This is a genomic window from Allorhizobium undicola ORS 992 = ATCC 700741, assembly GCF_000621665.1.
GTDB lineage: Bacteria > Pseudomonadota > Alphaproteobacteria > Rhizobiales > Rhizobiaceae > Allorhizobium > Allorhizobium undicola.
This window is the reverse complement of sequence record NZ_JHXQ01000008.1, coordinates 1-21,720: the sequence shown is the minus strand read 5'-3', so window position 1 is coordinate 21,720 and position 21,720 is coordinate 1. Positions and strand designations below refer to the sequence as shown.

Here is a 21,720-nt window from a genome sequence, read left to right as displayed (position 1 = left end):
TCATCAACGGCCGCGCCTTGATTGCGGCGCGTAAGGAGTTGTCATGCTCAAATACGCTCTCGCCTATCTGTCCACGGCCGTTGTGTTCTTCGGTCTGGACTTCGTCTGGCTCGGCAAGGTGGCCACGGGCTTTTACAAGTCGCGGCTCGGCGACATCATGCTTGAAAGGCCGAATTTTACGGCGGCGGCCGTGTTCTATCTGTTCTACATCGCCGGGATCGTCTATTTCGCCGTCGCACCCGCCCTTCAGGGCAACAGCCTTGCAACGGCGCTGATCAGCGGCGCGCTTCTCGGGCTGCTGGCCTATGGCACCTACGACATGACGAACCTCGCGACATTGAAGAACTGGTCGCTTTCGCTCAGCCTCGTGGACATGGCCTGGGGAACCTTCCTGACCGCCATTGCCGCCGGTGCGGGCTATGCCGTAACAAGCCGTTTCATGGCGGGATGATCCCGGCATGGTTCCACGTGAAACCTGCGGCAAGCCGGGAAGGCTTTCCAAAGTATTAGAGTGGTTCATGCGCTTTTCCCTTGCATAATCCGCCGGTTGCGGCAGTCTCCCGAAAAATTCTCCAGGGAGGCCTTATGCCGTCAATTCTCGACCAGCTTGAAGCACGCCGCGCACAAGCCCGGCTGGGTGGCGGACAAAAGCGCATCGCCGCCCAGCACGCCAAGGGCAAGCTGACTGCGCGCGAACGTCTGGACGTGCTTCTGGATGAAGGCTCTTTCGAAGAATACGACATGTATGTCACCCACCGCTCGGTGGATTTCGGCATGGAAAACCAGAAGGTCGCAGGCGATGGCGTCGTAACCGGCTGGGGCACGATCAATGGGCGGCAGGTCTATGTGTTCTCGCAGGATTTCACCGTTCTCGGCGGCTCCCTGTCGGAAACCCACGCGCAGAAGATCTGCAAGATCATGGATATGGCCGTCCGTGTCGGCGCGCCGGTGATTGGCCTCAACGACAGCGGCGGGGCGCGCATCCAGGAAGGGGTTGCCTCGCTTGCCGGTTACGCGGAAGTGTTTCGCCGCAATGCCGAGGTTTCGGGCGTCATTCCGCAAATCTCCGTCATCATGGGGCCTTGCGCGGGCGGGGCGGTCTATTCCCCGGCCATGACGGATTTCATCTTCATGGTTCGCGACAGCTCCTACATGTTCGTGACCGGCCCGGACGTCGTGAAAACCGTGACGAATGAAATTGTCACCGCCGAAGAGCTGGGGGGAGCGGGAACGCATACGAAAAAATCCTCCGTGGCCGATGGCGCGTTCGAAAACGATGTGGAGGCGCTGGAACAGGTGCGCCAGCTCTTCGACTTCCTGCCGCTGAACAACCGTGAAAAGCCGCCGGTGCGACCGTTTTTCGACGATCCGGCCCGCATCGAAATGCGTCTGGATACGCTGATCCCGGATAGCTCCACCAAGCCCTATGACATGAAGGAACTCATTGACGCGCTGGCGGATGAGGGCGACTTCTTCGAGCTTCAGGCGGAATTTGCCAAAAACATCATCATCGGCTTCATCCGTATGGAAGGCCGAACGGTGGGCGTCGTCGCCAATCAGCCCATGGTGCTGGCAGGCTGCCTCGATATTGACAGTTCGCGCAAGGCTGCCCGTTTCGTGCGCTTCTGCGATGCCTTTTCCATTCCGATCCTGACGCTCGTCGATGTTCCCGGTTTTCTTCCCGGCACCGCCCAGGAATATGGCGGCGTCATCAAGCATGGCGCCAAGCTGCTGTTTGCCTATTCGCAGGCAACCGTTCCCATGGTCACGCTGATTACCCGCAAGGCCTATGGCGGCGCCTATGACGTGATGGCCTCCAAACATATCGGCGCGGACGTAAACTATGCCTGGCCCAGCGCCGAGATTGCCGTAATGGGCGCCAAGGGCGCGGCGGAAATCCTCTACCGGTCGGAGCTTTCCGATCCGGACAGGATTGCCGCCCGCACGAAAGACTATGAGGAACGTTTCGCCAACCCCTTCGTGGCCGCCGAACGTGGCTTCATCGATGAGGTGATTATGCCGCATTCCTCGCGTAAACGAATTGCCCGTGCCTTTGCCTCCCTTGCCAACAAGACGCAGACGACGCACTGGAAAAAACACGATACGATACCGCTGTGAGCCCGTGGCGCGCTTACATCTCCCGCCAAGCCGCTGCTCACCGCCCCAAACCCATTCTGATCTGACAAGGATTGCCCGATGACCGAGACGAAATTTCCTCCGGAAAACAACCTGCCCGCCGGCTATGAACCGCCCCGTGTCTGGACGTGGGATGCGGGCAATGGCGGACAATTCGCCAGCATCAACCGCCCTGTCGCAGGCCCCACCCATGACAAGGACCTGCCCGTCGGCGAGCATGACCTGCAACTTTATTCTCTGGCGACGCCGAACGGCCAGAAGGTGACGATCCTTCTGGAGGAACTGCTGGAAGCAGGCATCAAAGCGGCGGATTACGACGCATGGCTGATCACCATCGGCAAGGGCGAGCAGTTCGGCTCGGGCTTTGTGGATGTGAACCCCAATTCGAAGATCCCGGCCCTTCTGGACCGCAAACCTCGCGATGGCGGCGAGCCGGTGCGGCTTTTCGAATCCGGCTCGATCCTCGTCTACCTCGCCGACAAGTTCGGCGCCTTCCTGCCCAAGGATGCCCGCGCCCGCGCCGAGGTGATGAACTGGCTGTTCTGGCAAATGGGCTCGGCCCCCTTTGTCGGCGGCGGTTTCGGCCATTTCTTCGCCTATGCGCCCGTGAAAATTCAATATGCCATCGACCGCTACGCCATGGAGGCCAAGCGCCAGATGGATGTGCTGAACCGTCAGCTCGCCAACAACGAATTCGTGGCTGGCAGTGACTATTCCATCGCCGATATGGCCATCTGGCCGTGGTATGGCCGCCTTGCGCTGGACCAGTCCTATCCCGATGCCGGAACCTTCCTTGCAACGCATGAATATGAACATGTGCAGCGCTGGGCAAAGCAGCTTGCCGCCCGTGCCGGATTAAAGCGCGGCATTGTCGTCAACAAGGCCTCCGGCGAGCCCGGCACTTTCCTGCCGGAACGCCATAATGCGGCGGATTTCGACGGCCTGACGCTCTGAAGAACCTCTCTGCCCCTCAGCAAATGGGAGGGGCAGAGCCCGGAGGCATGGCCTCCACCAACAGATTTCACGACATGACAGACTGGAGACGACCGTGGCCAACCTTCCCGAAATGACGAAACACCGGGGCTTTCCCGGCGGAATGCCGGGAACTGGCATTCAGTTCACCATCCGCCGCGCCAATCCCAAGGGGGTGACGCCGCTGAAGAATATTCCGCGCCGCGCCCGCCCCGGCACCAAGGAACACCGCATCGACGCCGCCTTCCTCCATGCGCTCTGGCACCATTTCGGGGCCGAGCCCTTCGAGCGCGGCAATCTGGATGCCGCCCGGCTCTGCCTGCTTTTCGGGCGCGAGGTCGTTCCCGCCGACAAGAATTTCGATCCCCTCTCCTATGAGGCCATGCTGGTCATCAACGAAAAGGTGGCGCGGCAGAATTTTCCCGAATCCTTCGAAGACGAATTCGAGGTGTAGCCATCATGACAATCCGGAAGATCCTCATAGCCAATCGCGGTGAAATTGCCTGCCGGGTCATCAGGACCGCCCGGAAAATGGGGATCTCGACGGTTGCGGTCTATTCAGACGCCGACAAGGACGCAGCCCATGTGAGACTGGCCGATGAGGCGGTGCATATCGGCCCGGCACCGTCCAGCCAGTCCTATATCGTCATCGACCGGATTCTCGAGGCAATCAGCCAGACGGGCGCGGACGCCGTTCACCCCGGCTATGGCTTTCTTTCTGAAAATGCCGCCTTTGCCGAGGCCCTGGAAAAGGCGGGCGTGACCTTTATCGGGCCGCCGGTCGGGGCCATCCGCGCCATGGGCGACAAGATCACCTCCAAGAAGATCGCGGCGGAAGCGGGCGTTTCCACGGTTCCCGGCCATATGGGCCTGATCGCCGATGCCGAGGAAGCCGTCAGGATCTCCGGTGAAATCGGCTATCCGGTGATGATCAAGGCCTCCGCTGGCGGCGGGGGCAAGGGTATGCGCATCGCCTGGAATGCCGAGGAGGCCCGTGAAGGTTTTCAATCCTCGAAAAACGAGGCGAAGAATGCCTTTGGCGATGACCGGATTTTCATCGAGAAATTCGTCACCGAGCCGCGCCATATCGAAATTCAGGTTCTGGGCGACCAGCACGGCACCTGCCTTTATCTCGGGGAGCGCGAATGCTCCATCCAACGGCGAAACCAGAAGGTCATCGAAGAGGCGCCATCGCCCTTTCTGGATGAGGCGACGCGAAAGGCCATGGGCGAACAGGCCGTGGCGCTGGCAAGGGCGGTTGGCTACCATTCCGCCGGAACGGTGGAATTCATCGTCGATGGCAAGGCAAACAGCTTCTACTTTCTCGAGATGAATACCCGCCTTCAGGTGGAACATCCGGTGACGGAACTCGTGACCGGACTTGATCTCGTGGAACAGATGATCCGCATTGCCAATGGCGAAAAACTGGCGCTTGCCCAGAGTGACGTGACACTCACAGGCTGGGCAATCGAAAGCCGGCTTTATGCCGAGGATCCCTACCGCAATTTCCTGCCCTCGATTGGCCGCCTGACCCGCTACCGCCCGCCACGGGAGGGCATTCAGGCGGATGACAGCGTGATCCGCAACGATACCGGCGTTTTCGAGGGTGGCGAGATCTCCATGTATTACGATCCGATGATCGCCAAGCTCTGCACCTGGGCAAAAACCCGCGAGGGCGCGGTGGCGGCCATGTCGCAGGCGCTGGACGCCTTCGAGGTCGAGGGTATTGGCCATAACCTTCCCTTTCTTTCCGCTGTCATGCAGCAGGAGCGGTTTCGGCAGGGCAGGTTGACCACGGCCTATATTGCCGAGGAATTTGCCGAAGGATTTTCCGGCGTGATCCCGGATACGCAAAGCGCCCTGCATCTTGCTGCCTTCGCGGCAATCGCGCATCTCATTCGCGAGAGCCGGGCCATCCGCATTTCCGGAACGCTTGGCCATCATCCACGCAAGCTGGGCGCGGAATGGATGGTGACACTGGGAGACAGGACTTTCCCCGTCACGGTCGAAGAAAACCGGGTGCATTTCCAGACCGGGGAGAGCATTACCGTCGAAACCGGCTGGACGCCCGGACAGACGCTGGCAAGAGTGCAATTCGACGGCGCCGCCGCCGCAATCAAGGTGGAGGGCAAGGGCACTGCACTTCGCCTGCGGTGGAAGGGAATGGATGTTATTGCCCATGTGCGCAGCCCCCGCGTAGCGAAACTGGCAGGCCTGATGCCGAAGAAAACGCCGCCGGACACCTCCAATATGCTGCTTTGCCCCATGCCGGGCGTCGTAACGGCGATTTCGGTGGCCGTTGGCGATGCGGTGGAGGCGGGACAGGCGCTGGCGACGGTGGAAGCCATGAAGATGGAAAACATTCTGAAAGCCGAAAGGCGCGGCATCGTGAAACATATTTCCGCCAGCCCCGGCCAGAGCCTTGCCGTGGATGAACTCATCATGGAGTTTGAATAAATCGGCAGGATCGGGCGCGAATTCATGTGGCCGAATGACCAGTGTGTCAAAATGGCAATGCAACTCAATATGGTATTTTACACAGGTTCAACCTTAACATATCAAGGGATAGCCTTGCTGCAAACGACACCGTAACACCGCAAGTGCCCTCGCCCCCGGCCATTGCTTTACACTGGCACCAGCAAATCCGGTTCCCTGCCTGCCGGGCAGGAAGCGATGCCGAGACACGATGCGACGAAACATATGGAGCCTGCGCTTTGCAGCTCCAGCACGCAGACCAACGCCTTGAGGGATCCGCAGGAGGAATTTCCATGTCAGACAAGAGCCTTCAGGATTGGCAAAGGCTGGCCGAGAAAGAGCTGAAAGCCCCGGCCGAAAGCCTCACATGGAATACGCCGGAAGGAATTTCCGTCAAACCGCTCTATACTGAGGACGATCTGGCGGCTGCGGGTCATCTCGGTTCGCTGCCGGGCTTTGCGCCTTTCACGCGGGGTCCGCGGGCCACAATGTATGCAGGGCGCCCCTGGACGATCCGCCAATATGCCGGGTTTTCGACGGCTGAGGAAAGCAACGCCTTTTACAAGCGCAACCTTGCAGCAGGGCAGAAGGGGCTTTCCGTTGCCTTCGATCTTGCCACGCATCGCGGTTATGACAGCGACCACCCCCGCGTCGTGGGTGATGTGGGCAAGGCAGGCGTTGCCATCGATTCCGTCGAAGACATGAAGATCCTGTTCGACGGCATTCCGCTCGACGACATGTCCGTCTCCATGACCATGAACGGTGCGGTCATTCCCATTCTGGCGAATTTCATTGTGGCGGGCGAGGAGCAGGGCGTATCGCGTGCCGCCCTTTCCGGCACCATTCAGAATGATATTCTGAAGGAATTCATGGTTCGCAACACCTATATCTATCCGCCAGAGCCTTCGATGCGGATCGTTGCGGACATTATCGAATACACGGCCCGCGAGATGCCGAAATTCAACTCCATTTCCATTTCCGGCTATCACATGCAGGAAGCGGGCGCGACACTGGTGCAGGAACTGGCCTTCACGCTGGCCGATGGCCGTGAATATGTGCGTGCCGCGCTGGCCAAGGGGCTGGACATCGATGAATTTGCCGGACGCCTCTCCTTCTTCTTCGCCATCGGCATGAATTTCTTCATGGAGGCGGCCAAGCTGCGCGCCGCCCGCCTGTTATGGACAAGGATCATGCAGGAGTTCCAGCCGAAGAAGCCCGCCTCGCTGATGCTGCGCACCCACTGTCAAACCTCCGGTGTCTCGCTTCAGGAGCAGGATCCCTATAACAACATTATCCGCACCGCCTTCGAAGCCATGTCGGCGGTTCTTGGCGGCACGCAATCGCTGCACACCAATTCCTTTGACGAGGCCATTGCCCTGCCGACCGAGTTTTCGGCCCGCATTGCCCGCAATACGCAATTGATCCTTCAGCATGAAACCGGCGTGACGAAGGTGGTCGATCCGTTGGCAGGCTCCTATTACGTGGAAAGCCTCACCAGCGAACTGGCCGAGAAGGCCTGGGCGCTGATCGAAGAGGTGGAAGCCCTGGGCGGCATGACGAAGGCCGTTGCCGATGGCCTGCCGAAACGCCTGATCGAGGAAGCCGCCACCCGCCGCCAGGCTGCCGTGGATCGCGGTGACGAGGTCATTGTCGGGGTCAACAAGTACCGGCTGGAAAACGAAGCTGAAATCGAAATTCTGGAAATCGACAATTCCGCCGTGCGCACCGCGCAAATCCGGCGCCTTGACGAAACCCGCCGCAGGCGCGACCAGAAGGCCGTGGAAGCCGCACTGGCCGGATTGAGACAGGTGGCCGAAACCGGCAAGGGCAATCTTCTGGCCGCCGCCGTCGAAGCTGCCCGCGCCCGTGCGACCGTGGGCGAGATTTCCGATGTCATGCGCGAGGTCTTTGGTGATCACGCCGCAACGCCCAGGGTGGTGCAGGATGTTTACGGTGAAAGCTACGAGGACGATCCCGAATACAAGATGATCGTTAGCCGGCTTTCCGACTTTGCGACGAACCTCGGCGCCCGCCCGAAAATCCTGATCGCCAAGCTGGGGCAGGATGGGCATGATCGGGGCGCGAAGGTGATTTCCTCCGCCTTTGGCGACATCGGCTTCGACGTGGTGGCTGGCCCGCTGTTTCAGACGCCGGAGGAAGCGGCGCGTCTTGCCATTACGGAAAAGGTACATGTCGTGGGCATGTCCTCGCTTGCCGCCGGACACAAGACGCTTGCCCCCCAACTGGTCGAAGCGCTGAAGGCGCAAGGGGCCGATCACGTCATCGTCGTCGTCGGCGGCGTCATTCCCCGCCAGGATTACGCCTATCTGCTCGATCACGGCGTATCGGCCATTTTCGGCCCCGGCACCAATGTGCTGGAAGCGGCGCGCGCCGTGATCGATCTCATGCAAGGCAAGCTCAGAAACCAGTAATTGCGAAGGCCTTGGGCTGCGAGCTGTCAGGCCATCAATTGCCCGCCATTGATCTCCAGCACCTGGCCGGTGATATAGCCGGAAAGGCTGGGGGCGGCGAGAAACAGGTAGGACGGCGCGCAATCCTCAGCAGTTCCCAGTCTTTGCAGGGGAATGGACTTTCGCGTCGCTTCCAGTTTTTCCGCACTGGAATAGCGCTGATGAAAATCAGTATCGATCGTGCCCGGAGAGACGCAATTGACCCGGATGCCATCCGGCGCAAGCTCACGCGCCAGCGCTCGCGACCACGTGGATATGAAGGCCTTGCTGGCCGAATAGATCGATGAGCCCGGACTGCCGCCGGTTCGGGCAGAAATCGACACGGTATTGATGATTGCCGCAGACTTTGCCTGCTTCAAATCCGGCAGCAATGCCGTGGTCAGCGCCACCACGGAAGTCTGGTTGAGTTGCACCACGCTTTCATATTGCTGCGACGTCAGCCCTTCGGCGGGAAAGCGGCCCTGCATCGTACCGGCATTGTTGATGAGAATGTCGATATGGTCCGTCTGCTGCCTCACGGCCTCGGAAAACGCCGCAACCCCGCCCTGCTCCAGAAAATCCGCCGCAATCAACCGGCAACGGCCCTGGCGTTCGGCCTCGACAAGCGCCCCCTCCTTTGGCAGGCTTCGCCCGGCATGGGCGATAACATCTGCCCCATGCGCCAGAAAAGCCTGTGCCGTTGCCAATCCTATGCCGCGCCCCGCCCCGGTGACGACCACCGTTTTGCCCTTGAACAACGCTTTATCAAACACGGCATCCTCCCTTTCGTTTTCTTTCGCTTTTTCCCAACCTATTCCCTTCGCGAAAAATCGCCATGCCTGCCACTCGTATTTCTTCACGGAAAACCGCTGACACTTTTCCTGAGCGTGGGTTTCTTTCACGCACGCTCCCACGGAAAACCGCTGACACTTTTCCTGAGCGTGCTTTCTTTCACGCACGCTTCAACGGAAAACCGCTGACACTTTTCCTGAGCGTGCTTTAAGATGAAAGAAAAACGAACCACGGAAACACCCATGTTTCTCTCTCCGCGCCAGACCCAGATATTGGAGATTGCCAAGGCCGAGGGCCGCGTGCTGGTCGAGGAACTGGCAAGCCGCTTTTCTGTCACGCCGCAAACGATACGCAAGGATCTGAACGATCTGTGCGAATCGCGCCAGCTTACCCGCGTGCATGGCGGTGCGATCTTCCCCAGCGGCGCGGAAAATGTGCGCTACGAGGCCCGCCGCTCCATTGCCGCCCCGGAAAAACAGGGGATAGGCCGGGCTGCCGCCAGCCTCATTCCCGATAATTCCTCGCTCTTCATCAATATCGGCACCACCACCGAAGCCGTCGGCGAGGCATTGCTAGACCACCGCGACCTGATGGTCATTACCAATAACATCAATGTTGCCAATCGCTTGAGGGTGTTCCCCGCCATTGAGGTGGTGATTGCTGGCGGCGTGGTTCGCGGCTCGGATGGCGGCATTGTCGGCGAGGCGGCCGTGGATTTCATTCGCCAGTTCAAGGTGGATTACGCCGTCATCGGCGTTTCAGCCATCGACCATGACGGCGCGCTGCTTGATTACGATTATCGCGAAGTGAAAGTGGCACAGGCGATCATGGCCAATGCCCGCCACGTGATTCTCGTGGCCGATTCCTCCAAATTCGACCGCGCCGCCCCCGTGCGCATCGGCCATCTTTCGCAGGTCCACACCTTCATCACCGACACCTGCTCCATTCCCGCCCTGAAAACCATATGCCGGGAACATGGCGTGCGCCTGATCGAAGCGCAGGACCGGGGATCTTAGCTGTTCCGAAACTTTCATTTGACATTCACTATACCTTCGCTTTAGCTACACGAACTTTCGTAATTTGCTGTTTTGCTGCATTGCGAAACAGGAGGGGTTCGTGTCCGACGGTCAGCTTTTCGACATTTTCGTTGTGGGTGGCGGCATTAATGGCTGCGGTATTGCCCGTGATGCCGTGGGCCGCGGCTATAGCGTTGCCCTTGCGGAAATGAATGATTTTGCCTCCGGCACCTCGTCCGGCGCCACCAAGCTTATCCATGGCGGGCTGCGCTATCTGGAACATTACGAATTTCGCCTGGTGCGCGAAGCGCTGATGGAGCGCGAAGTGCTGTGGGCCATGGCGCCGCATATCATCTGGCCCATGCGTTTCGTCCTGCCCTTTCACAAGGGTGGCATCCGTCCGGCCTGGTTGATCCGGCTGGGGCTTTTCCTTTACGACCATCTGGGCGGGCGCAAGCTCCTTCCTGCCACGCGCACCCTCAACATGCGCCGTGATCCGGCGGGCAAGCCGCTGAAGCCGCTTTTCACCCGCGCCTTTGAATATTCCGATGGCTGGGTGGACGACGCCAGACTGGTGGTGCTGAATGCGCGGGACGCCGCCGACAAGGGCGCTACCATTCTGAGCCGCCACCGCGTGATCGGCGCACGGCGCGAAGACGGCATCTGGTTGATCGAGGTGGAAGACCGCGCCAGCCGTGCCCGCAAGACCTTCAAGGCAAAAATGCTGGTGAACGCCGCCGGTCCATGGGTGGATCAAGTTCTTTCCGGCGCCATGGGAAGAAATCAGGCGCATAATGTGCGTCTCGTTCAGGGCAGCCATATCGTCGTGAAAAAGAAGTTCGACGATCCCCGCGCCTATTTCTTCCAGAATCCGGATAATCGCATCATCTTCGCCATTCCCTATGAAACGGATTTCACGCTGATCGGCACCACCGACCGCGATTACAAGGGCGACCCCAAGGATGTGGCGATTTCCGACGAGGAAACCGACTATCTCTGCGCCTGCGCCAGCGAATATTTCGCCGAGCCCGTAACGCGCGACGATATTGTCTGGACCTATTCCGCCGTGCGGCCCCTCTTCAACGACGGAGCCTCGAAGGCGCAGGAAGCAACCCGTGACTACGTTTTGAAGATCGATCAGCCGGAGGGCGGCGCACCGCTTCTCAATGTCTTCGGCGGCAAGCTCACCACCTATCGCCGTCTTGGCGAACACGCGCTGGAAAAGATTGGCGAGAGCATCGGCATCAAGGGTGCGCCCTGGACCGGCGGCAGCCATCTGCCGGGAGGAGAGTTTGCGGCGACGGGTTATGAGAGTGAAGTCGGCAGGTTGAAGGGCGCATTTCCCTTCCTGTCCGAGCGTCACGCAAAGCGTCTTGTCCGCTGCTATGGCACGCTGGCGCATACCATGCTGGGCAGCGCCAGAAGCGAAAATGAGCTTGGCCAGCATTTTGGCGGCACGCTTTATCAGGCGGAAGTCGATTGGCTGATCGCCCGCGAATGGGCAACGACCGCTGAAGACATTCTCTGGCGGCGCACCAAGCAAGGCCTGTTCCTGAGCCGTGAGGAGGCGAAGGGGCTGGAGGACTACATGGATACGGCCCGGGCGGCCTGACAAGCGGAGCCCCTAGAGCATTTCCAGCAAAAGTGTAGTCGGTTTTGCGTCCGGAAATGCGCCGAAACAAGAAGTTGGAGCATTGCAGGTGAACCCGTGTCACCGGAAGTGCTCTAGGCAGCCGCACATAACAACATGTCGCCGGGTTGGAGGAGGCCTGACGCATATGCTGGAATTACGCGACCTTTCCAAGGTTGTCGCGGGGGATATTCATCTCCACCCGACAACGCTGACACTGCAACGCGGCTCGCTCAACGTGCTGCTGGGGCCGACGCTTGCCGGCAAGACATCCCTGATGCGGCTGATGGCCGGGCTGGACAAGCCCAGTTCCGGACAGATTTTCTTCGATGGTAAGGATGTAACAGGCGTGCGGGTGCAAGATCGCTCCGTTGCCATGGTTTACCAGCAATTCATCAATTATCCGGCGCTCACCGTTTATGAAAACATTGCCTCGCCTCTGCGCATCCGCAAGGTGGAGAGGGCCGAGATCGACCGGCAGGTACGCCGCGCTGCCGATTTGCTGAAACTCACGCCCTATCTGGAGCGCACGCCGCTGAACCTGTCGGGCGGTCAGCAGCAGCGCACCGCACTGGCACGGGCCATCGTCAAGCAGGCAAGCCTTGTTCTGCTCGATGAGCCGCTGGCCAATCTGGATTACAAGCTGCGCGAGGAATTGCGCGAGGAATTGCCGAAAATCTTTGCCGAATCCGGCGCGATTTTCGTTTACGCCACCACCGAACCGTCTGAAGCCCTGCTGCTCGGCGGCAATACGGCAACGCTGTCCCAAGGCCGCATCACCCAGTTCGGCCCGACCATCGATGTTTACCGCCGCCCGCAGGATCTGCTCACGGCCAGGATCTTCGCCGATCCGCCGCTCAACACCGTGGAGGCCGAACGGCGCGGCGGCGCCTTCATGATCGGCGGCGGACAGAGCATCGAGGTGCCGCCGCATCTTCGCGCCGTGCCGGAGGGCGCAATCACGCTGGCATTCCAGCCCCATCATCTTTCCCCAAGGCCGCAAAGCTCGACCGCAAGCCCTTTGACGGCGCGCTCGATGATTTCGGAAATCTCGGGATCGGAAAGCTTCGTGCATCTGGCCTTTGCCGAGGCCCGCTGGGTGATGCTCACCCACGGCATATATGAGGTGGAGGCAGAGCAGGAAATGACCGTCTATCTCGACCGCCGGCACCTTTTGGCCTTCGACGCCACGGGCCGCGCCCTCGGCAACAGCGCCGCGGCGCAAACCGGTATGGAGGCTTGAATGGCGCGCATTTCCCTTGAGCATCTTCGTCATGCCTACGGTCCGAAGGGCCTCGCCAACCCCGTCTATGCGCTGAAGGAAGTGCATCACGATTTCGAAGATGGCGGCGCTTATGCCCTGCTTGGCCCTTCCGGTTGCGGCAAGACCACGCTTCTCAACATTATTTCCGGCCTGTTGCAGCCCTCGGAGGGGCGCATCCTGTTCGGGCAAACGGATGTCACCAACCTGCCGACGGAAGCCCGCAATATCGCGCAGGTCTTCCAGTTTCCGGTGGTTTACGACACCATGACCGTTTACGACAATCTCGCCTTTCCGCTCAGAAACCGGCAAGTGCCGGAGGCCGAGATCGATAGCCGGGTGCGCGGCATCCTGAAAATGATCGATCTGGAAAGCTGGGCCAGACGCAAGGCGCGCGGCCTGACCGCCGACCAGAAGCAGAAGATCTCACTCGGACGCGGGCTGGTGCGCTCCGACGTCAACGCCATCCTGTTCGACGAACCGCTCACCGTCATCGATCCGCATATGAAATGGGTGTTGCGCACGCAGTTGAAGCAGCTTCACCGGCAATTCGGCTTCACCATGGTCTATGTCACCCATGACCAGACCGAGGCGCTGACCTTCGCAGACAAGGTGGTGGTGATGTATGACGGGCAGATCGTGCAGATCGGCACACCCGCCGAACTGTTCGACCGGCCCAAGCACACCTTCGTCGGCTATTTCATTGGCTCGCCGGGCATGAATGTCATGGCGGCTGGCATTGACGGGGCGGAAGCCATTATTGGCGGTTCGCGCATTACGCTGCCCGGCAGGCCGGTCATTCCGGGTGCCGCCAAGACCGAGCTTGGCATTCGTCCGGAATTCCTGTCGCTTTCCCGCGAGGGCCTACCCGTCACCATCCGCAAGGTGGAAGATATTGGCCGGCAAAAGATCGTGCGCGCCGCCTTTGCCGATCAGCCCGTTTCGCTGGTGTTGCGCGAGGATCAGGACATCCCGGCCGACGCGAAACTTCGTTTCGACCCGGCCGCCATCCATATCTATGCCGATAGCTGGCGGGCCGATTACGCCACGAGCGGGAGGTCCTGACCATGGAAAAGACGTGGAACAACAAGGCCTGGTTTCTCGTGTTGCCGGTGTTGCTGCTGGTGGCCTTTTCCGCCGTCATTCCGCTGATGACAGTGGTGAATTATTCGGTGCAGGACACTTTCGGCAATAATGAATTCTTCTGGGCGGGCACAGACTGGTTTACCCAGACCCTGCATTCCGACAGATTCTGGGATGCGCTGTGGCGCAACCTCACCTTCTCGATGATTATTCTGGCCATTGAAATTCCGCTTGGCATTTTCATTGCGCTCAACATGCCGAAAAAGGGCCTGGGCGTGCCGGTCTGTCTTGTGCTGATGGCGCTGCCGCTGCTCATACCGTGGAATGTGGTGGGCACCATCTGGCAGGTGTTCGGGCGCGTCGATATTGGCCTGCTCGGCCACACGCTGGCCGCCATGGGCATTGATTATAACTATGTGCAGAACGCCACCCATGCCTGGATCACCATCATCGTCATGGATGTCTGGCACTGGACGAGCCTTGTGGTGCTGCTCTGCTATGCCGGTCTCGTCTCCATTCCGGATGCCTATTATCAGGCCGCCCGCATCGATGGCGCATCGCGCTTCTCGGTCTTCCGCTATATCCAGCTTCCGAAGATGAAGCGGGTGCTGCTGATTGCCGTGCTGCTGCGCTTCATGGACAGTTTCATGATCTACACCGAGCCTTTCGTGGTGACGGGCGGCGGTCCGGGCAATGCCACCACCTTCCTCTCCATCGATCTCGTGAAGATGGCTGTCGGCCAGTTCGACCTTGGACCCGCAGCCGCCATGTCGATCATCTACTTCCTGATCATCCTTTTGCTTTCCTGGGTCTTCTACACGGTGATGACCCAGAGCGACGCCGCCGATGCTGGCGTATCGAAGGGAGAATGAGTCATGCATGACACCCGTTCGCTTCGTTCCGGCCTGATCCTGACGCTCTATATCGTTTTCCTGCTCCTGCCGATCTACTGGCTCGTCAACATGAGCTTCAAGGAAAACAGCGAGATTCTCGGCGCTTTCTCGCTCTGGCCGACCCAGCCGACCCTGCGCAATTACGGGGTGATCTTTTCCGATCCTTCCTGGTATGGCGGCTATATCAACTCCATCACCTATGTGGCGATGAACACGGTGATTTCCGTTTTGGTGGCGCTGCCTGCCGCCTATGCCTTCTCGCGCTACCGCTTTTTGGGCGACAGCCACCTGTTCTTCTGGCTTTTGACCAACCGCATGGCCCCGCCCGCCGTCTTCGCCCTGCCCTTCTTCCAGCTCTATTCCGCCTTCGGCTTGATCGATACCCATATCGCGGTGGCCATTGCCCACTGCCTGTTCAACGTGCCGCTGGCGGTGTGGATTCTCGAAGGCTTCATGTCGGGCGTGCCGAAGGAAATCGATGAGACGGCCTATATCGACGGCTATTCCTTTCCGAAATTCTTCGTGAAGATCTTCATGCCGCTGATCGCCTCGGGCATCGGGGTCGCCGCCTTCTTCTGCTTCATGTTTTCCTGGGTGGAGCTGCTGATTGCCCGCACGCTGACCACCACGGATGCCAAGCCCATTGCCGCCACCATGACCCGCACGGTTTCGGCCTCCGGCATGGATTGGGGCGTGCTGGCGGCAGCGGGCGTGCTAACCATCATTCCCGGCGCGCTCGTCATCTATTTCGTCCGCAATTACATCGCCAAGGGCTTTGCGCTCGGCCGGGTTTGAGAGGAGATCGCATCATGGATTTTTCATGGATGGCCTGGACGCTGCCCACAGCGCTGTTCTTCATCGGCATTGCCGTGCTGATCGCCCTGATGGCGATCTGGGAGTTCTTCTCCCCCGGCGGGCATCCCCGCATGGGTGTGCTGCGCTTTCAAACGACGCGCGGCGACCGGCTGTTCATCTCGCTTCTGGGGGCAGCCTTCATTCATCTTGGCTGGCTGGGTCTGGCCGGTTCCAATCTCTGGTGGGCGCTCGCGCTCTCAGCAGTCTATGCCGTGGGGGTTTTTCGCTTCGTGTGAGGAGGAAGGTGCGCTCACGGCACATCATCATGCAATCGCTAATCGGGAGGATATTATGCGACGGCAGTTTCTATTTTCGACAACAGCGGCCCTGCTTCTGGCCGCAGCCGGTGTGGCCCATGCCGGCATGGACGAGGCCAAGCAATTCCTGGACAAGGAAATCGGTCCACTGTCCACCCTGAGCCGTGCGGAACAGGAAAAGGAAATGCAGTGGTTCGTAGATGCCGCCAAGCCCTTCAAGGGCATGGAAATCAAGGTGGTTTCCGAGACGCTGACCACGCATGAATATGAATCCAAGGTATTGGCGCCCGCCTTTACCGCCATCACCGGCATCAAGATCACCCATGACCTGATCGGCGAAGGCGACGTCATCGAAAAGCTCCAGACGCAGATGCAGTCCAAGGAGAATATCTATGACGCCTATGTCAACGATTCCGACCTGATCGGCACCCATTGGCGCTACCAGCAGGCCCGTAACCTTACCGACTGGATGGCCGCCGAGGGCAAGGATGCCACCAATCCGGGGCTCGATGTGGATGACTTCATCGGCAAATCCTTTACCACTGCGCCGGATGGCAAGCTCTACCAGCTGCCGGACCAGCAATTCGCCAACCTTTACTGGTTCCGGTATGACTGGTTCAACGATCCGAAAAACAAGGCCGACTTCAAAGCCAAATACGGCTATGAGCTGGGCGTTCCGGTGAACTGGTCAGCCTATGAGGACATCGCCGAATTCTTCACGGGGCGCGATGTCGATGGCAAGAAGGTCTACGGCCATATGGATTATGGCAAGAAAGACCCCTCGCTTGGCTGGCGCTTCACCGATGCCTGGCTTTCCATGGCTGGCAATGGCGACAAGGGCATTCCGAACGGTCTGCCGGTCGATGAATGGGGCATCAAGGTGGACGACAAGTCGCGCCCCGTCGGCTCCTGCGTCGCTCGCGGTGGTGACACCAATGGCCCGGCTGCCGTCTACTCCATCGAGAAATATCTCGTCTGGTTGAAGAAATACGCCCCGCCGGAAGCCCAGGGCATGACCTTCTCGGAATCCGGTCCGGTCCCGGCACAGGGTCACGTCGCCCAGCAGATCTTCTGGTACACCGCCTTTACCGCCGATATGGTCAAGGACGGGCTGCCGGTGGTGAATGCGGACGGCACGCCGAAATGGCGCATGGCTCCCAGCCCGCACGGGGTTTACTGGAAGGATGGCATGAAGCTCGGCTATCAGGACGCTGGCTCCTGGACGCTGCTGAAGTCCACGCCGGTCGATCGCGCCAAGGCTGCATGGCTCTATGCGCAGTTCGTCACCTCCAAGACCGTAGACGTGAAGAAAAGCCATGTTGGCCTGACCTTCATTCGTCAATCGACCATCAACGACAAGAGCTTCACCGAGCGCGCACCGAAGCTGGGCGGTCTCGTCGAATTCTATCGCTCACCCGCCCGCCTGCAATGGTCGCCAACCGGCACCAACGTTCCAGATTATCCGAAGCTGGCGCAGCTCTGGTGGCAGGCCATCGGCGACGCCGCTTCAGGCGCAAAGACGGCTCAAGCCGCAATGGATTCGCTGTGCTCGGAGCAGGAAAAGGTGATGCAGCGCCTCGAACGCGCCAAGGTTCAGGGTGACATCGGCCCGAAACTCGCCGAAGAGCATGACATCAACTACTGGAACGCGGATGCCGTAAAGAAGGGCAATCTCGCCCCGCAGCTCAAAATCGCCAATGAGAAGGAGAAGCCGGTAACGGTCAACTACGACGAACTGGTGAAAAGCTGGCAGAAGAAATAGTCTACTTAGAGCGCCGATCTGATTGAATCAGATCGGCGCTCTAAGATTTTCTTTTCGAAGCATAATCTTGTCGATCCTCGTTTCACTCCGGTCGGATTATGCTCTAAAGAAATTTCAGGCGCCCGCCGAAATGCGGGTGCCATTTCATTCGCGACGAGTTGTAATACCAAGGGTCATTTTCAATGATCCCTGGTATCATGTCCCCTGCCCTACCTCGCGGACAATATCGGCGATTTGCGAAAGCTGCGCGGTCAAGGGGTTGCTTCTACGCCAGACCATGCCAATGGTCCGGCAAGGCTGAGGACTGGGAAAGCGCGAAATGGACACTGCTGATGAGCGGGTTTCCAAACCCACCGCCATTTGTGGAAGAAGCGTGATGCCAATGCCTGCCCCCACCATCTGCACTAAGGTAGAGAGCGAACTGCCCTCCATCAAATCACGAGACTGAAAGCCGGTGATATTGCAAAAGGACAAAGCCTGGTCCCGAAAGCAATGCCCCTCTTCTAGCAGCAGCAAGCGCATTTCCCGCAACATTTCAGCGCTTGGCACAGGCTTTTCTGCATCGGCCTTCGAGCGGACCAGCACGAATTCCTCCCGGAAAAGCGGCACCTCCTGCAAGGATGGCTCCGACACCGGCAGCGCAACGATTGCCGTATCCAGCTTGCCATCCAGAAGGTCGGCAATCAGGCTTTGCGTCACCGCCTCTCGCGGTCGCGGATCAAGGCCCGGATAGCGTTTTGTCAGCGAGGTGATCACCTGCGGCAACAGATAGGGAGCAACGGTCGGTATGACACCGATCCGCAGGCGGCCCGTAAGCGGGCCATGCAGCGCACGCCCCAGATCCTGCAATTCATCCACAGACCTTAAAATAGCCTGGGCCCGCACGGCAAAGGCCTCGCCAAGACTGGTCAGCCTGATCTGCCTGCCGCCACGCTCGACGAGCGGTGCGCCCAAAAGTTCCTCAAGCTCGCGGATTTGCAGCGAAAGTGCCGGTTGCGAAATGGCGCAGGCCTCCGCAGCACGGCCAAAATGGCCAAGCCTTGCCAGTGCATCGAAATAGCGCAAATGTTTCATGGAAAGCGACGTCATAAGAAAATCATATCGCAGACTTTAGAATATACAATTGGAATTTATGGAACTCATTTGATACCCCAATGGTCGGACGCGGAAAATCACCGTTGGCGAAGGCTCTGTCATAGAGCTGCCACCTCGCGGGGCTTTCCTGCCGCTGTAAGGATTTGACATTAAATTTTGTCGGAGGACGACATGGACGCGAAAACGAAACCGGCTGGAAAGTGTCCGGTCATGCATGGCGCAAACACGGCTTCGGGCAAGTCCGTCACCGAATGGTGGCCGAATGCTTTGAACCTGGATATTCTGCACCAGCACGACAGCAAGACCAACCCGCTCGGCAAGACCTTCAACTACCGTGAAGAGCTTAAGAAGCTGGACGTTGAGGCGCTGAAGAACGACCTGCGCGCATTGATGAATGAAAGCCAGGACTGGTGGCCTGCGGATTGGGGCTCTTATGTCGGCATGATGGCGCGCGTCACCTGGCACGCTGCCGGCTCCTACCGCGTCACGGACGGCCGTGGCGGCGCAAACACCGGCAACCAACGATTTGCTCCGCTCAACAGCTGGCCGGACAACGTCAATACCGACAAGGGCCGCCGCCTGCTGTGGCCAATCAAGAAGAAATACGGCAACCGCATTTCCTGGGCCGATCTTATCGCTCTTGCCGGCACCATTGCCTATGAAGTGGCTGGCCTGAAGACCTTTGGTTTTGCCTTTGGCCGCGAAGACATCTGGCATCCTGAAAAGGACATTTATTGGGGCGACGAAAAGGAATGGCTTGCCCCCAGCGACACCCGTTATGGTGACGTCACCAGGCCGGAAACGCTGGAAAACCCGCTCGCAGCCGTGCAGATGGGCCTCATCTACGTCAACCCGGAAGGCGTGAATGGCAAGTCCGATCCGCTGGCAACGGCTGCGCAGATGCGCGAAACCTTCGCCCGTATGGGAATGAACGACGAGGAAACCGTCGCCCTCACGGCTGGCGGCCACACGATCGGCAAGACCCATGGCAATGGCAGCGCCGCTGACCTCAGCGCCGATCCGGAAGCCGCAGGTCCGGAATTCCAGGGTCTGGGCTGGATGAACACCAAGGGTCGCGGCATTGGCCGCAATACCGTGGTTTCCGGTCTTGAAGGCGCTTGGACCACCGAGCCCACCAAATGGGACAACGGCTTCTTCAAAATGCTGTTCGGCCATGAATGGCATCTGGTCAAGACGCCTGCCGGTGCAACCCAGTGGGAGCCGATCTCGATCGCCGAAGCCGACAAGCCGGTTGACGTGGAAGATCCCTCGATCCGCCTGATGCCCATGATGACGGATGCAGACATGGCTCTGCGCGTCGATCCGATCTATCGGGAAATCTCGCTGAAGTTCAAGGACGATCAGGCCTACTTCTCCGACGTCTTCGCCCGCGCATGGTTCAAGCTGACCCACCGCGACATGGGACCGAAGACCCGCTATCTTGGTCCGGACGCTCCCGCCGAAGACCTCATCTGGCAGGACCCCATCCCCGCTGGCAAAACCGGCTACGATGTAAACGCCGTCAAGGCACGCATCGCCGCAACCGGCCTTTCGCTTGCCGAACTGGTCGCGACCGCTTGGGATAGCGCCCGCACCTATCGCGGTTCCGACATGCGTGGCGGTGCCAATGGCGCACGCATTCGCCTTGCCCCGCAAAAGGACTGGGAGGGCAACGAACCTGCACGCCTTCAGCGTGTTCTTTCCGCGCTGGAGCCGATTGCCGCCGAGACCGGCGCAAGCCTTGCCGACGTCATCGTTCTGGCCGGCAATTATGGTGTGGAACAGGCTGCGAAGGCTGCCGGCTTCGACATTCAGGTGCCCTTTGCTCCCGGTCGTGGCGATGCTACGGCGGAACAAACCGATGTGGACAGCTTTGCCGTGCTCGAGCCGCAGGCCGACGGTTTCCGCAACTTCCAGAAAAAGGATTTTGTGGTCAGCCCCGAGGAAATGCTGCTCGATCGCGCCCAGCTCATGGGCCTGACCGCGCCGGAAATGACCGTGCTGATCGGCGGCTTGCGCGTAATTGGCGCCAATTACGGCGGCAGCGCGCATGGGGTCTTCACCGACCGCGTCGGCGCATTGACCAACGACTTCTTCGCGACTCTGACGGACATGGCCTATAGCTGGGTTCCGACCGGCGCCAATTCCTACGACATCCGCGACCGCAAGAGTGGCGCCACCCGGTACACGGCAAGCCGTGTTGATCTGGTGTTCGGCTCCAACTCTATCCTGCGTGCCTATGCCGAAGTTTACGCTCAGGACGACAACAAGGAGAAGTTCGTCTCCGATTTCGTTGCCGCCTGGACCAAGGTCATGAACGCCGACCGCTTCGATCTCGTCTAAGGCGCCGAGCTGAAGCATATTTGGATTAGAGCATTTCCAGGAAAAGTGTACTCACGGTTTTCCGTCCGGAAATGCAGAAAAACAAAAACATGGAACGCGCCCGGTGAACACAGGTTCACCGGGCGCGTTCTTTTGAATATCGGTTTTCCGTCAAAGGATTCGAGACCCGCGAAAACGCTACAGCGCCGTGCGTTTTATCAAACGTCACAGTACACGACGCTGAGGAATTTGGCGTGGCCTACCCCCCTCTGCCTTGCCAGGCATCTCCCCCTCAAGGGGGGAGATTGCAATACGGAAAAAGCGCCATTCTTCAAAGAATAGGTGTGATGACGGCCTTTTCAGGAATTTAGGCAGGGCCTTGATCTTGCCGATCTCCCCCCTTGAGGGCAGGGGAATCGCATATGGGTTTCAAGCTATTGAATGATTGAGGCAAATCGCTTCATCTTCCTCCGACTGATTCGGAGGGTTTGATGAAAGGATTTGCCTCTTTGTTTGGATCTGTTCCTGATCCTCGTGCTGCCAATGTGCGCCATCCGTTGAACAGTATTTTGTTCATTGCGCTTGCGGCGGTGCTGTGTGGTGCAGAGACGTGTCAGGACATGGCTGATTTCGGCGTTTCCAAGCGCAAGCTCTTAAAAGAGATCATACCCCTGCCTTATGGCGTCCCAAGCCATGATGTGTTTTCCAATGTGTTCAGGCA

The 21,720-nt window shown here is 59.2% G+C and carries 18 protein-coding genes; 16 read left to right on the top strand and 2 right to left on the bottom strand.

The features are described from left to right. Positions 1-43: 43 nt before the first annotated feature. The 6 genes from T424_RS0110285 to scpA all read left to right on the top strand — a co-directional run bounded on the left by T424_RS0110285 (position 44) and on the right by scpA (position 8,015). Positions 44-451, top strand: a complete 408-nt coding sequence (locus tag T424_RS0110285; protein ID WP_027487651.1) for a DUF2177 family protein — start codon at positions 44-46, stop codon at positions 449-451. 134 nt (positions 452-585) lie between these two features. Further along, on the top strand, positions 586-2,118 hold the full coding sequence (locus T424_RS0110280) for an acyl-CoA carboxylase subunit beta (protein ID WP_027487650.1): 1,533 nt from the start codon (positions 586-588) through the stop codon (positions 2,116-2,118). Between the two features lie 78 nt (positions 2,119-2,196). Next, positions 2,197-3,090, top strand: a complete 894-nt coding sequence (gene yghU, locus T424_RS0110275; protein ID WP_027487649.1) for a glutathione-dependent disulfide-bond oxidoreductase — start codon at positions 2,197-2,199, stop codon at positions 3,088-3,090. Positions 3,091-3,184: 94 nt separating this feature from the next. Then, positions 3,185-3,562, top strand: a complete 378-nt coding sequence (locus T424_RS0110270; protein ID WP_027487648.1) for a hypothetical protein — start codon at positions 3,185-3,187, stop codon at positions 3,560-3,562. Between the two features lie 5 nt (positions 3,563-3,567). After that, complete coding sequence (locus T424_RS0110265) at positions 3,568-5,565, top strand: acetyl-CoA carboxylase biotin carboxylase subunit (RefSeq protein ID WP_027487647.1); 1,998 nt, start codon at positions 3,568-3,570, stop codon at positions 5,563-5,565. Positions 5,566-5,876: 311 nt separating this feature from the next. Beyond that, positions 5,877-8,015: a methylmalonyl-CoA mutase gene (scpA, locus tag T424_RS0110260; protein WP_027487646.1), complete on the top strand. Its 2,139-nt coding sequence runs from the start codon at positions 5,877-5,879 to the stop codon at positions 8,013-8,015. Positions 8,016-8,041: 26 nt separating this feature from the next. Here scpA and T424_RS0110255 read toward each other — a convergent pair whose 3' ends face one another. Beyond that, positions 8,042-8,806 (bottom strand): SDR family NAD(P)-dependent oxidoreductase, encoded by a 765-nt coding sequence (locus T424_RS0110255; RefSeq protein WP_027487645.1) that lies wholly within the window; start codon positions 8,804-8,806, stop codon positions 8,042-8,044. 261 nt (positions 8,807-9,067) lie between these two features. Between T424_RS0110255 and T424_RS0110250 the strand changes: the two genes are divergently transcribed. From T424_RS0110250 to T424_RS0110215, 8 genes are all read left to right on the top strand, one after another. After that, positions 9,068-9,841, top strand: a complete 774-nt coding sequence (locus T424_RS0110250) for a DeoR/GlpR family DNA-binding transcription regulator (protein WP_027487644.1) — start codon at positions 9,068-9,070, stop codon at positions 9,839-9,841. Positions 9,842-9,941: 100 nt separating this feature from the next. Further along, positions 9,942-11,453, top strand: coding sequence for a glycerol-3-phosphate dehydrogenase (gene glpD, locus T424_RS0110245; RefSeq protein WP_027487643.1), 1,512 nt, complete (start codon positions 9,942-9,944; stop codon positions 11,451-11,453). 166 nt (positions 11,454-11,619) lie between these two features. Further along, positions 11,620-12,714 (top strand): ABC transporter ATP-binding protein, encoded by a 1,095-nt coding sequence (locus T424_RS0110240; protein WP_027487642.1) that lies wholly within the window; start codon positions 11,620-11,622, stop codon positions 12,712-12,714. Then, the gene (locus T424_RS0110235; protein WP_027487641.1) at positions 12,715-13,797 is read left to right on the top strand and encodes an ABC transporter ATP-binding protein; all 1,083 of its coding nucleotides are present in this window, start codon (positions 12,715-12,717) and stop codon (positions 13,795-13,797) included. It abuts the gene before it with no gap. Between the two features lie 2 nt (positions 13,798-13,799). Beyond that, the gene (locus tag T424_RS0110230; protein WP_027487640.1) at positions 13,800-14,687 is read left to right on the top strand and encodes a carbohydrate ABC transporter permease; all 888 of its coding nucleotides are present in this window, start codon (positions 13,800-13,802) and stop codon (positions 14,685-14,687) included. A gap of 3 nt (positions 14,688-14,690) precedes the next feature. Continuing rightward, the gene (locus T424_RS0110225) at positions 14,691-15,503 is read left to right on the top strand and encodes a carbohydrate ABC transporter permease (protein ID WP_027487639.1); all 813 of its coding nucleotides are present in this window, start codon (positions 14,691-14,693) and stop codon (positions 15,501-15,503) included. A 14-nt stretch (positions 15,504-15,517) separates the two neighbouring features. Then, positions 15,518-15,799, top strand: coding sequence for a DUF2160 domain-containing protein (locus T424_RS0110220; RefSeq protein WP_027487638.1), 282 nt, complete (start codon positions 15,518-15,520; stop codon positions 15,797-15,799). 55 nt (positions 15,800-15,854) lie between these two features. Further along, complete coding sequence (locus tag T424_RS0110215) at positions 15,855-17,582, top strand: ABC transporter substrate-binding protein (protein ID WP_037067375.1); 1,728 nt, start codon at positions 15,855-15,857, stop codon at positions 17,580-17,582. A gap of 195 nt (positions 17,583-17,777) precedes the next feature. Here T424_RS0110215 and T424_RS0110210 read toward each other — a convergent pair whose 3' ends face one another. Further along, the gene (locus tag T424_RS0110210) at positions 17,778-18,671 is read right to left on the bottom strand and encodes a hydrogen peroxide-inducible genes activator (protein ID WP_027487636.1); all 894 of its coding nucleotides are present in this window, start codon (positions 18,669-18,671) and stop codon (positions 17,778-17,780) included. Between the two features lie 177 nt (positions 18,672-18,848). Here T424_RS0110210 and katG point away from each other — a divergent pair, with 177 nt between their 5' ends. Both katG and T424_RS0110200 read left to right on the top strand, forming a co-directional pair. Then, the gene (gene katG, locus T424_RS0110205) at positions 18,849-21,020 is read left to right on the top strand and encodes a catalase/peroxidase HPI (protein WP_027487635.1); all 2,172 of its coding nucleotides are present in this window, start codon (positions 18,849-18,851) and stop codon (positions 21,018-21,020) included. Between the two features lie 470 nt (positions 21,021-21,490). Further along, positions 21,491-21,720, top strand: a 230-nt coding sequence (locus T424_RS0110200; RefSeq protein ID WP_027487634.1) for a transposase family protein, incomplete at its 3' end; no start/stop codon positions are given.

Excerpts from the sequence above, each read along its gene's own strand:
- T424_RS0110285 (WP_027487651.1), top strand. The coding sequence starts at position 44 with ATGCTCAAATACGCTCTCGCCTATCTGTCCACGGCCGTTGTGTTCTTC.
- T424_RS0110280 (WP_027487650.1), top strand. The coding sequence starts at position 586 with ATGCCGTCAATTCTCGACCAGCTTGAAGCACGCCGCGCACAAGCCCGG.
- yghU (WP_027487649.1), top strand. The coding sequence starts at position 2,197 with ATGACCGAGACGAAATTTCCTCCGGAAAACAACCTGCCCGCCGGCTAT.
- T424_RS0110265 (WP_027487647.1), top strand. The coding sequence starts at position 3,568 with ATGACAATCCGGAAGATCCTCATAGCCAATCGCGGTGAAATTGCCTGC.
- scpA (WP_027487646.1), top strand. The coding sequence starts at position 5,877 with ATGTCAGACAAGAGCCTTCAGGATTGGCAAAGGCTGGCCGAGAAAGAG.
- T424_RS0110250 (WP_027487644.1), top strand. The coding sequence starts at position 9,068 with ATGTTTCTCTCTCCGCGCCAGACCCAGATATTGGAGATTGCCAAGGCC.
- T424_RS0110240 (WP_027487642.1), top strand. The coding sequence starts at position 11,620 with ATGCTGGAATTACGCGACCTTTCCAAGGTTGTCGCGGGGGATATTCAT.
- T424_RS0110235 (WP_027487641.1), top strand. The coding sequence starts at position 12,715 with ATGGCGCGCATTTCCCTTGAGCATCTTCGTCATGCCTACGGTCCGAAG.
- T424_RS0110230 (WP_027487640.1), top strand. The coding sequence starts at position 13,800 with ATGGAAAAGACGTGGAACAACAAGGCCTGGTTTCTCGTGTTGCCGGTG.
- T424_RS0110225 (WP_027487639.1), top strand. The coding sequence starts at position 14,691 with ATGCATGACACCCGTTCGCTTCGTTCCGGCCTGATCCTGACGCTCTAT.
- T424_RS0110220 (WP_027487638.1), top strand. The coding sequence starts at position 15,518 with ATGGATTTTTCATGGATGGCCTGGACGCTGCCCACAGCGCTGTTCTTC.
- T424_RS0110215 (WP_037067375.1), top strand. The coding sequence starts at position 15,855 with ATGCGACGGCAGTTTCTATTTTCGACAACAGCGGCCCTGCTTCTGGCC.
- T424_RS0110210 (WP_027487636.1), bottom strand. The coding sequence starts at position 18,671 with ATGACGTCGCTTTCCATGAAACATTTGCGCTATTTCGATGCACTGGCA.
- katG (WP_027487635.1), top strand. The coding sequence starts at position 18,849 with ATGGACGCGAAAACGAAACCGGCTGGAAAGTGTCCGGTCATGCATGGC.